The following is a 9,980-nucleotide window of genomic DNA, read 5'->3' as shown; positions in this document are numbered from 1 at the left end:
GATCCATGCCGTGACCTTGGCCAAAGAATGCGACGGAGCAGAATCAGCACCGTTGCAGCGCTATGGGAACGCTCCACCCCGCTCAACGCCTTCATTCAATATCTCAGCGTCAGGGCCCCCGGCAAAATCTCGAAGGTCGCGGGTATCCGCCCGGGCGACTCGCCGTCTATATCGACCAGCGCGCCATTCTTTTCGGCGTGGCCGAGCGGTTCGACCACCACTTTCCTGCCGCGCAGGATAGTGATGGCGGGGTGGTTGCGGTGCCTGCCGCCATAGAGCAGCCTGATATCCCAGATCAGCTTCAGCTTGCCCGCCGCGCGCAGGATGACGATGTCGAACTGTCCGTCGGCCAGCTCCGCATCCGGCGCGATCATCATGCCGCCGCCGAAGAATTTGCCGTTGGCCACCGCCACCAGCGCCATGCGCGCCTCGACCGGGTCGCCGTCATCGACGGTGATCCGCACGTCCTGAAAGCGGTAACGGACGAACTCGACCACGGTGCGCCACAGGAACAGCGCTTTGGCCGACATCCTGCCCTTGCGCTTGTCGGCATTGACGGCGCGGTCGGTGGCGCCCGACAGGCCAAGGCTGGCGATGTTGATGAAGTGGCGGCTGGCCAGCGCGCCATGCTCGTCGATGTAGCAGATACGGCCGGCATCGACCGCCCTTGGCTTGGCTTCGGCAATCCGCTTCAGCGTCGCGTCGATCTCCGTCGGCAGGCCGAGGCCGCGCGCGAAATCGATGCCTGTGCCGCACGGCAGGAGGCCGAGTTCGGTTGTCCTGCCGCCCTCCTCGCGGGCCTGCAGCAACCCGTCGGCCACTTCGCTCGCGGTGCCGTCGCCACCAGCCGCGATCACAAGGTCGAAGCCGTTTGCCGCGAGATCGAGCGCCAGCCGCTCGGCATCGCCCTCGGCCTGGGTCTCGCGCAATTCGAAATCGCCGAAGTGCTTTTTCAGCGCGGCGGCGACATCGGGCCAATGCCGTTTCAGCCGGCCGCCGCCGGCAATCGGATTGAGCACCACCCCGACCTTCAATGCTTTTCCTCCCCCGGAAGGCGCCAACCCGATCCTTTGCCGGCCCCGATCGTTTGCCAGCATTGAAACCCGCGCCTGTCGGCAGGGCAAGGGGCACCATCGGTTCGTTCGCCGAAAAAGCGGGGCAGGCTGTCTAAGGTGTTCGCGCTTGAATTTCCCTGGCTTCTGGCATCGGTCCCCGATAATCCCGCTATCCACAGGGGCGCGGCCATTCCCCAAACCCCTTACCCGGCGTAAGTTCAACCCATCTCAGGCGGCTACCGATCGCCAAGCCGAAAGGCGAAGTGAAAGGCGGATTTCCTGAGGCCCGTACGGCCCGGATCGAGACCAGGCTTGCCTGTTCGAGGGATGGTAGCCGAGACCTACGGGGCCGCGGAAAGCGTGCCAACGCCGACGGCGGACCGATGCTGCCATGAAGGACGGCAAAAACCTTCGATGGCACGCAGGGCAAAGCCCGCAAGGGCCAAGACCAGCGTGGTCTGGAACGGATGCTGCCTTCGGGTGGCTTCTGGCAGGACCGTCAAAATCAAGGCCGGCATGGCGCGACGACTTTACGGAAGTTGCTGCCGCGACCGTGTCCTGATCTGACAGGGAGGCGCTGGGAGAAATCCCGGCGCCGACTGTCTTTCTTAACCCTCGCAAAGTCCTTTCCCGGCGAAGTTGCGGGCGCCGCTTCACCGCGCGTCAAAATCGGTTAGTATCGCTGCGTCGTCAGAGTCCGTCTGCAACGGGCTTTTCGGAGGGGGATACTTCATGACGCTGATCCAGAAGCTTGCCATCGCCTACGCGTTCCTGTTCTTCGCGGTCGTGGCCATCGGCTACATTCCGGCCTTCAACGATGCCGACGGCAATCTGTTCGGCCTGTTCTCCCTGCAATGGTATGACGACCTGCTGCATGCCTTTTCAGGCGTCTGGGCGCTGGCCGCCGCCTTCATCTCGCACCGCCAGGCGGTGTTCTATTTCAAGCTGTTCGGCTCGGTCTATCTGTTCGACGGCGTGCTCGGACTGGTCACCGGCTCCGGCTGCCTCGATGCCGGCATCTTTATCAACGGCTTCCGCTCCCTCAACGACATCGAATTCCCCACCCGCTTCTTCGCCAACCTGCCGCATATCGTCATCGGCGGGATCGCCGTCTATATCGGCTTCTGGCTGTCGAAGCGCATCTACGACCACTTCGCCACGGCCTGATCGGCCATGTTCCTGTTCCGCTTGATAAAGCGCATCGTCAAGACGATCCTCTGGCTGATCGTCATCGTCATCCTGATCCCCATCGCCGGGCTTGCCTATGGCTTCCTGACCACGCCGTCACTCGACAGGACGCCGCTGCCCGGCATTGCCGACGGGGCGCCGCCCAAGGCGCTGGCCGACAAGGTGCGCGCCGAGATTCCCGGCTACCAGCGGCCGGAGGAATCGACCTTCCTCACTTATCCGGAATGGGCGATCGTCTACGCCGCGCGCGAATATGCCGGTTTCGTCGCCAAGGACCAGCCAAGCGGCTTTCCCTATTGGTCCTATGTCGGCCGCTTCTGGCAGGATTACGCGACGGTGATCCGCGCCAGTTCCCCCTACAAGTTCAACTACGCCAACCACCAGATGCTGGTCATCATCGGCACCAGCCATTCGATCGAGCATATCCTGCAATGGGCCTATGAGAACACGGTCGGCCGTATCACCGAGGCGGCATCGACCAAGCGTACCGCCGCCGACATCTACCAGGCCAAGGTGGCGGCGGATTATGCAGCTTTTCTCGACCAGGTGCCGTGGTACCAGTTCCCCTACGCGCAAAAGCGCGCCGGGCTGTTTGCCGTGCAGCCGGCGCCTGGTGACAGTTCCATCCGCACCAGCGAACGCAAGCTCGCCTTCGGCCTCGCCGACACCATCAAGCAAGGCTATGCCGATCTGATCAAGCAGGCGCTGGCGGCGACCTCCGACCCGGCCTTCCTCGATGTCCATGTCTGGGCCAAGGGGCCGGTCGGCGAGGCCACCCGCAACGAGCCCGACACCTTGCTGGAACGGGACCTGGGCCAGGACGGCACCGTCTTCGTCACCAAGCGCTATCAGGTCTTCACCGACATGATCCCGCGGCTGATCGACAAGGGTGTTTCCTTCGTCGAGATCGGCGGCAATGACGAGATCATGGTCACGGTGCTGTCGACCGACGCGATCGCCATTCCCGAAGGCATGCGCATCCTGTTCAGCTATCCGCTCCCGGCGGATCCCGCGACGCGCCGCACCGGCATGGTCGTGGCCGTGCGCAAGCTGCATCTGGTGCTGCCGTCACTGATCAAGGCCGGCGCCAGGCTCGAACACGTCTACGACTACTGAGGTGACAGCCCTGCCATGCGTCGACTGATCCGGATTGTCGGCTGGCTCGCGTTCACGCTGCTTGTGCTGATCATGGTGGTGCTCGTCGGCTTTCGCGGCGCGGCGGCCTGGCGCGAGACGCTTTCGCCACAGGAGGCTGCGCCGGCGGGAGCCCTGTTCGCGACGGTCGATGGGCTGAAGATGCACTACCAGGTCTGGGGGCCGCCGGACGGGCCGCCGCTGCTTTTGTTCCACGGTACGGCGTCGTGGGCCGAAACCTACCGCGATATCGCAGCACCCCTGGGTGAACAGGGCTTTCGCGTGATCGCCGTCGACATGCCGCCCTTCGGTTATTCGGAAAGACCGGCCGACCAGGATTATTCGCGCGCCGCTCACGCCAGGCGTGTCCTGGGCTTTGCCGACGCGCTCGGCCTTCGCCATTTCAGTGTCGGCGTCCACTCTTATGGTGGCGGTGGCGTGATTGAAGCCGCCTTCTCGGCCCCGGACCGCATCGATGCGCTGATCCTGCTCGACGTGGCGATTGGCCTTGGCCAGACCGAGGCGCCCGCCCCACCGTTCGCATCTCTCCTGAAAAGGGATTGGCCACGCCAGCTCCTGACCGCCTCGACCTTCACCAATCCGCTCATGACCGGGATCGGTTTGCGCCGGTTCATCGAGAACGACGATCTGGTCACGGCGGAGCGCATCGCCATCTACACGCGCCCGCTGAACGTCACGGGCACCACCAATGCCGTTGGTCACTGGCTGTTCAGCGGCCTCTACAATGACGAGCGGAAATCGCTTGCCGCCAACAAGGCGAATTATCGCGCCTTCACACCGCCGGTCCTCGTCATCTGGGGACGAGAGGATTCGACCACGCCGCTGGCCCAGGGCGAAGAGATCGCCTCGCTGTTTCCACACGCCGAACTGGCCGTCCTCGATGGCGTCAACCACATCCCGCAGGTCGAGCGCCCGCACGACGTGGTGCGGCTGATCGCCAATTTCCTCAGACGGATCTTCCCGGGCACCGGGTAGGCACGCGCCGCCACGCACATTCCACGGTCGAAGCCAAAATCCCGCCTTGTTCGCGCGCAATGGAGAATTGCATGTCGCCTGGAACGCGGCACGCACCTGACTGGGCTGCCGGGGGGCATCTCGAAGGGACGAGACCGTGATCAAGACCGCCCTTGTCGCCATGACCATCGTCGGCTGCGACTGCGACGCCAAGCTGTGCGAATATATCGGCGAGACGCCGGCCAAGTGGTCGACCATCGCCGATTGCGAAGCCGCGATGAAAAGCCAGATCCTGCACGAGCGCAATTTCAACTATCCGCTGGTGTCCGGCATCTGCCGCGCCAAGGGTTCGGCGTCCTCATCGCACCTGGCCGCGATCGCGTCAGGCCCGGAACTGAAGCCCGCCAGCCGAACCGTCAGAACGGAGAGCCCGCTGCCGCCGGAGCTCAGCCATCGGCCGAGCGTGCCCGTCGGATCGCCGACGACGGCCCTGGACGCGGCCGCTGCCCGGCCCGTCGCTTATGAACAGGTAGTCGATGGCGGAACCGGCGTGCTCTATCGCACGAAGAACGGCTACGCCGTGGTCAAGACCGATCTCGGTCGCGCCGCCTCGGCAACCGCCGACGCGGCAAAGCGCTCGGTGAACTGGCTGGCCGGCCTGGTGCCGAGCAAGCTCTAGGCACAGCCTACATCTTCAGCTTCAGGCTCTGCCAGAACTTGTCGATCAGCGGCTTCTCGGTCGCCGCATCCTCGCCGGCGACGCGCGTGATGAACAACAGCCCCTGGTCGGCGCGACCATAGCCGACGATCTCGAAATAAGCGGTGTCGGTGCGGGTCTTCACCTCGGCGGTGATGCCGGTCAATTCCTTGCCGTCGGCGAGCTTGCGCGTCGTCGGCTGCTGCGTCAGCGCGGCACCTGCCTGCACCGATTCCTTGGTCATCTCCTGCAGCATCAGCTGGTTGAGCGACACCGGGTTCATCTCGGCGTATTCCTGCACCACGACGATCGTGCCCAGCGCCGAGGCCATCAGATATTGCGTGATGTTCTCGCCGAGATCGCTCTTGGTCACCGAAATGCCGCTCGGATGGTTGAAGGAGAAACTGCCGCCGGAAAAGGTGGCGAAATCGTTCTTGTCGAGCTTCACTTCGACCTGTCTGCCGTCCGGCAGCGTCACATGGGTGCTCTCGCCGGCGTCGATATCAACCGCCTTGCCGTCGATCGTCACCTTGAAGGCCTTGAGGTCCTCGGCTCCGGCGGATCCAGCGCACAGCGCGATAAGAGTGAGGGCTGCCGCCGATACCATGCGCATTGACTGTTCTCCTGCTCTATTCCTGAGCAGTTCCGGACGGGAAAAACGCTTCACACTTTTCCTGGAACTGCTTCCTATACCACCCCGCTCAGCGCCTTGATGGCACGGTAGAAGGTCGAGGAAAACAGTTCCGTCGGGTCATAGCGCCGCTTTGCCGCCAGGAAGGCCGGCAGTTCGGGATAGGACGCCAGCAGCTCCTTGCCCGTATAATGCAGCTGGTAGGGCAGGAAGAATCGCCCGCCATGCTTGATCGTCACGTCGATCAGCGCCCGCGTCAGCGCCCGCATCCTGGCATTGCCATCGGCATCGGCCGGCTGGTTGATATAGAGCACCAGCGAATAGGCCGGCTCCGGCGCGTAGGTCAGCGCCACATCCTCCTTGTGGACGACGCGCACCGAGGCGTTGAGGACAGGCAGATCCTGGTTGCGCAGGATTTCGCGCGCTTCCGCGATGAACTCGACATAGGCTGCGCGAGGAATAAAATATTCGTGCAGTATGTCGGTCTCGTTCATGAGGCCGTTGAACAGATACGGCACCGAATCGTGCATCGGGTTGTTGCGGGTGACGAGACAGGCCTCGCCCTGGGCAAGCGCCGAGGTGCGCGGCACCGTGCAGCTCTCGAATTTCGGCTCCAGCGTCTTTTCGGTGAACCATTTCAGTTCCTGGAACGCGCTGCCCCACTTGGCCATGTTCATGATCACCCGCTTCAGGCCGACGCCATCGGGTTCACCGAGCGCCGGCTGGTCCGCCGGCGGCTGCTCCGCCACCTTGTCGTAGCGGTAGACGATCATGTCCTCGAGGAAATTGCCCGGCGCCGTCGACAGATGGCCGTAGAACAGGCCGATGTTCTTGTTCGGCTCCAGCACCTCGGCGAAGAATTTCGGAAAGTCGTCGGATTTGATGATCTCGCGCGAGGTGCGGTAGACGGCATTGTCGACGATATCGAGCGTCGCCTCCAGCACCACACCGAACAGGCCGTAGCCGCCGACAACATGGCGGAACAGCTCACTGTTGTCGGCTGGCGAGCAGGTGGTCACCGACCCGTCGGCCAGCATCACCCGCATCGAGCGGATCGAGCCGGCCACCGAGCCCGCCTGATGGTCCATGCCGTGCGCGTTCACCGACAGCGAACCGCCGACCGAAAAAATATCGGTCGACTGCATCGCCTTCACCGCGAAGCGCGGATGCAGCATGGTCTGGATGTCGTGCCAGCGCGCGCCCGGCTGCAAGGTCATCGTCTTGGCCGCGGCGTCCACCGTGACCTTGTTGAACGGTCTGAGGTCGAGAACCAGCGCATTGTCGTCGAAGGCATGCCCGCCCATCGAATGGCGGATGGCCGCCAGCGACACTTTCAGCCCGTTGGCGCGCGCGAAGGCCAGCGCCTTGGCGATATGCTCTTCCTCGCTGACCTCGACCACGCCATAGACCGGCGTCCTCGACAGGCCGCTGGCATCGTTTATGTCGCCGCCTTTTGCCAGCCAGGGCAGCGACGGATCGAAGGCCGGCGCGTTGTCGATCGGCTTCAGCGGCAGCGCGATGCCGTCGATATCGGCGACGCGTCCGGTGTTCTTCGGCCCTGACGGGCCTCGCGCCAGCCGCGCCACGGTGGTGCCGCCCCACAGGACGGCGCCGCCAAGGACAGCCGCGCCCAGAAGCAGCCGCCGCGACAGGCGAAATCCCTTTTGTTCCTCGGCCATGCAGATCCCCCGCAGCCAAGGAATAGCGCGGCCTCTGGGCAAAAACCATAGCAGCGCTGCCGGAACGGCGTTTCGCCACCGTCGTCGCCCGGCGGTGCGTGTCCAACGTCATGAAAATGGCCGATCCCCGAAGGAACCGGCCAGATTGGAGCAGGGTCTCAAAAGTCCGATCAGGAGTCTCTATGAAGCCTTCTTGATCGACGTCACCATGCCGGTCTTGTCGTCGACGGTCACCGCCACCTTGGCGCCGACCTTCAATTTCCCGACCGACGCATCGGGCGACAGCTGGTAGATCTTGCCGTCGTCGAGGGTGACCGACTTGGTTGTCGGATCGACCGCCTGGATAGTGCCCTGAACGGTCGCGGCATAGGCCGTGCCGAGAAAGGCGAGCAGAGCGGCGGTGGTTGCGAGGGTCTTCTTCATGGATAGCACTCCGTGCTGTTTCGGTTTTCCGGCACTGCTTGGGAGAGGCAGCACCGAACGGCCCGAGACTGGAGCGGAAAGCGCGCCATCGGCAAATCACGTTGAATGAATTTTCGCAAAGGAAATCATTGGCTTAATTCCGACACAATAGCCTCCAAGCCCTCCGATGCCGACAGCTTTCCCGCCCAGATGGAAGCCTCTTCTCCGCACGAAAAGAGTCGTTTGACGGATTGTGGCTCGCGCCGCCGGCGATCACGCGGCCGCCGCAATCCCTTCCCGGCCGCATCACGAAACAGGACTTCGATTTTTCATCGGTACACATTTTATGTCGCGGGGCCGGCTCGAGCCTCCCATTCGGCGGAGAGCAATTTCGCGCTCAGGTTGCAAACTCGAAGCGAATGCGGGATGGTGTCGCGCTTGTGATAAGGGGGGACTTCCATGAAAATCGCCGTCCGGACCACGCTATCCCTGATGCTGGCGATTTTGCCGGGCCTGGCTGGCGCGCAAGGCGCCGATCCGGGTGACGACAGCACGATCATCTTTGCTCCTGATGATCCCGACATGGCGTCGGCGACCGCGCGAGCCCTCGCCGGCCTGGATGAATTCCTGGCCTTGTCCGAAACACCTCCGTCCGGCACCGACAGGTTCAAACTGAAGGTCAAAGTGCGTGACGGCAATGTCACCGAACACTTCTGGGTCATGCCGTTTCGCCGCACGGAGACCGGATTTGCCGGCATATTGGCGAACGAACCGGAAGAAGTGCATAACGTCGTGCTCGGTCAGAATATAGAATTCACGCGCGACGACATTTCCGACTGGGGATACACCAGGGACGGCCATCAGGTCGGCAGCTTCACCGTCTGTGTGATGTTCAAGAGAATGTCCAAGGAAGAGGCGGACTATATGCGCGGCAAATACGGCTTCGACTGCTGAGCCTGCTTCGGCCGATCAGATCGCCCCGTCCCTCACACCGATCTTCCTCACCAAGGCCGCCGTCGCCAGCATGGCGCCCATGTCGGAGATCATCGGCGCGACATGGGTCTGGTAATCCAGCGGCACCGAAATGGCGGGCAGTTCGAAGAAGTTCTTCGCTTGCGGCAACAACAGAAAACCGTCGCCGCCATTGAGCGCGACACGCGCCGGCTCGTCCGGCCAGGTTTCGCCGAGCCATTTCAGCGCCTGCGCCAGCCGCCCGGTCACCAGCGGCCGCGCCGCCTCGACATTGTCGGTGCGGAATTCATAGGCGGCGTCGAGAAAAGGCTCGCCCGACGACAGGTCCTGCAGCTTGGACCCAAACACCCCACGGAAAAAGCCGACGACCGCATTGGTTCGCCGCGTCGCCACCAGGATTCCAGGGAACGGCTCGACGGCCTCGAAGGCGACGATGACACCCTTGAATGCAGTCGACGAACCCTTGCCGTTCCCTTCTCGCAATTCCGTCTCGTAAAGCTCGAACGGAAACTCTTCGTAGCGTCCGGAAACGACATCGTCGAAGGACTGCCGGTTGAAAGGCCCGACCGTCTCGCGCGGCAGCCGGTCGAAGGAGTTCGGCCTTCCGCCATGCTGGTAGTGCACATCGCGGATAAAACCGAAAATGATGGGCAGCAGCGTGTCGCGGAACGATTGCTGCAGCCGCGTCGCCGGTTTCATGGCCTGGAAATAGAGCAGGACCGAAGCGGCGAAGCCTATGACATAGAGAAACACATGCGGCGTCGAGAACCATTGCTCGTGGGGATCGGCGACCTTGTTGAACAGCCAGGCAATGAGCGCGACGAAAACGACCACCAGGCCAACGAACAATGGGACGCGCCACTTGACCCTGCGGGCGACCGAGGCCCTTGTCGCTTCGTATGTCCCGATGTCCTTCTTGATGGCCGCGATAGCTGCCGCGCCCGGCATGAAATCCGCTGTTTCCATCGCCATCCCCCGCCGCCGAAGCCCGCTTTGCGCCATTATGATAGCTGCTTTTGCAGGAACGGCGCCAGCCGGATAGAGCGATCTTCCCTTCTCACCTTGTGGGAGAAGGGAAGATCGCCCTCAGCCGACCCTCGACCTTTTGCCGCATTCCACCTTCCAATCCGTCCACCGACACCAGCCGCTCATGGTCGCCCACGCGTAGCCGCATGAATGGAAGCAGCCGATAGGCGGCGACCCTGCCGCGCGTCTGCGCTTCAGCACTGACGTCGACGATGAAAATC

The 9,980-nt window shown here is 63.1% G+C and carries 10 protein-coding genes and 1 pseudogene; 5 read left to right on the top strand and 6 right to left on the bottom strand.

Features of this window, described 5'->3' with window-relative positions:
- Positions 1–95 precede the first annotated feature (95 nt).
- On the bottom strand, positions 96–1,034 hold the full coding sequence (locus tag EOA36_RS16435) for a diacylglycerol kinase family protein (protein WP_127278525.1): 939 nt from the start codon (positions 1,032–1,034) through the stop codon (positions 96–98).
- 753 nt (positions 1,035–1,787) lie between these two features.
- On the opposite strand from EOA36_RS16435, the gene EOA36_RS16430 reads away from it, so the two are divergent.
- The 4 genes from EOA36_RS16430 (at position 1,788) to EOA36_RS16415 (ending at position 5,031) form a co-directional block, all read left to right on the top strand.
- On the top strand, positions 1,788–2,222 hold the full coding sequence (locus EOA36_RS16430; RefSeq protein WP_127278524.1) for a DUF4383 domain-containing protein: 435 nt from the start codon (positions 1,788–1,790) through the stop codon (positions 2,220–2,222).
- Positions 2,223–2,228: 6 nt separating this feature from the next.
- On the top strand, positions 2,229–3,359 hold the full coding sequence (locus tag EOA36_RS16425) for a hypothetical protein (RefSeq protein ID WP_127278523.1): 1,131 nt from the start codon (positions 2,229–2,231) through the stop codon (positions 3,357–3,359).
- A 15-nt stretch (positions 3,360–3,374) separates the two neighbouring features.
- Entirely contained in the window at positions 3,375–4,373 is a 999-nt protein-coding gene (locus EOA36_RS16420; protein ID WP_127278522.1) for an alpha/beta hydrolase, read from the top strand.
- A 136-nt stretch (positions 4,374–4,509) separates the two neighbouring features.
- Positions 4,510–5,031: a hypothetical protein gene (locus EOA36_RS16415; protein ID WP_127278521.1), complete on the top strand. Its 522-nt coding sequence runs from the start codon at positions 4,510–4,512 to the stop codon at positions 5,029–5,031.
- 7 nt (positions 5,032–5,038) lie between these two features.
- Here EOA36_RS16415 and EOA36_RS16410 read toward each other — a convergent pair whose 3' ends face one another.
- From EOA36_RS16410 to EOA36_RS16400, 3 genes are all read right to left on the bottom strand, one after another.
- On the bottom strand, positions 5,039–5,662 hold the full coding sequence (locus EOA36_RS16410; protein WP_127278520.1) for a hypothetical protein: 624 nt from the start codon (positions 5,660–5,662) through the stop codon (positions 5,039–5,041).
- A 74-nt stretch (positions 5,663–5,736) separates the two neighbouring features.
- Entirely contained in the window at positions 5,737–7,359 is a 1,623-nt protein-coding gene (locus EOA36_RS16405; RefSeq protein WP_127278519.1) for an FAD-binding oxidoreductase, read from the bottom strand.
- Between the two features lie 180 nt (positions 7,360–7,539).
- Positions 7,540–7,782, bottom strand: a complete 243-nt coding sequence (locus tag EOA36_RS16400; RefSeq protein WP_015316128.1) for a DUF1344 domain-containing protein — start codon at positions 7,780–7,782, stop codon at positions 7,540–7,542.
- Positions 7,783–8,220: 438 nt separating this feature from the next.
- Here EOA36_RS16400 and EOA36_RS16395 point away from each other — a divergent pair, with 438 nt between their 5' ends.
- Positions 8,221–8,715, top strand: coding sequence for a DUF2314 domain-containing protein (locus EOA36_RS16395; protein ID WP_127278518.1), 495 nt, complete (start codon positions 8,221–8,223; stop codon positions 8,713–8,715).
- Positions 8,716–8,730: 15 nt separating this feature from the next.
- Here EOA36_RS16395 and EOA36_RS16390 read toward each other — a convergent pair whose 3' ends face one another.
- Together EOA36_RS16390 and EOA36_RS16385 are read right to left on the bottom strand one after the other, a co-directional pair.
- A complete protein-coding gene (locus EOA36_RS16390) occupies positions 8,731–9,699 on the bottom strand; it encodes a DUF3137 domain-containing protein (protein ID WP_127278517.1) in 969 nt (322 codons plus the stop codon).
- Between the two features lie 91 nt (positions 9,700–9,790).
- A pseudogene (locus EOA36_RS16385) lies at positions 9,791–9,980 on the bottom strand (metallophosphatase); the annotation flags it as partial.

The organism is Mesorhizobium sp. M8A.F.Ca.ET.021.01.1.1 (assembly GCF_003998025.1).
Classification (GTDB): domain Bacteria; phylum Pseudomonadota; class Alphaproteobacteria; order Rhizobiales; family Rhizobiaceae; genus Mesorhizobium.
The sequence above is the reverse complement of the archived record's forward strand: the minus strand, read 5'-3'. Positions and strand labels throughout refer to the sequence as shown.

Coding starts and splice junctions, on each gene's coding strand:
- EOA36_RS16430 (WP_127278524.1), top strand. CDS start 1,788: ATGACGCTGATCCAGAAGCTTGCCATCGCCTACGCGTTCCTGTTCTTC.
- EOA36_RS16425 (WP_127278523.1), top strand. CDS start 2,229: ATGTTCCTGTTCCGCTTGATAAAGCGCATCGTCAAGACGATCCTCTGG.
- EOA36_RS16420 (WP_127278522.1), top strand. CDS start 3,375: ATGCGTCGACTGATCCGGATTGTCGGCTGGCTCGCGTTCACGCTGCTT.
- EOA36_RS16410 (WP_127278520.1), bottom strand. CDS start 5,662: ATGCGCATGGTATCGGCGGCAGCCCTCACTCTTATCGCGCTGTGCGCT.
- EOA36_RS16405 (WP_127278519.1), bottom strand. CDS start 7,359: ATGGCCGAGGAACAAAAGGGATTTCGCCTGTCGCGGCGGCTGCTTCTG.
- EOA36_RS16400 (WP_015316128.1), bottom strand. CDS start 7,782: ATGAAGAAGACCCTCGCAACCACCGCCGCTCTGCTCGCCTTTCTCGGC.
- EOA36_RS16395 (WP_127278518.1), top strand. CDS start 8,221: ATGAAAATCGCCGTCCGGACCACGCTATCCCTGATGCTGGCGATTTTG.
- EOA36_RS16390 (WP_127278517.1), bottom strand. CDS start 9,699: ATGGAAACAGCGGATTTCATGCCGGGCGCGGCAGCTATCGCGGCCATC.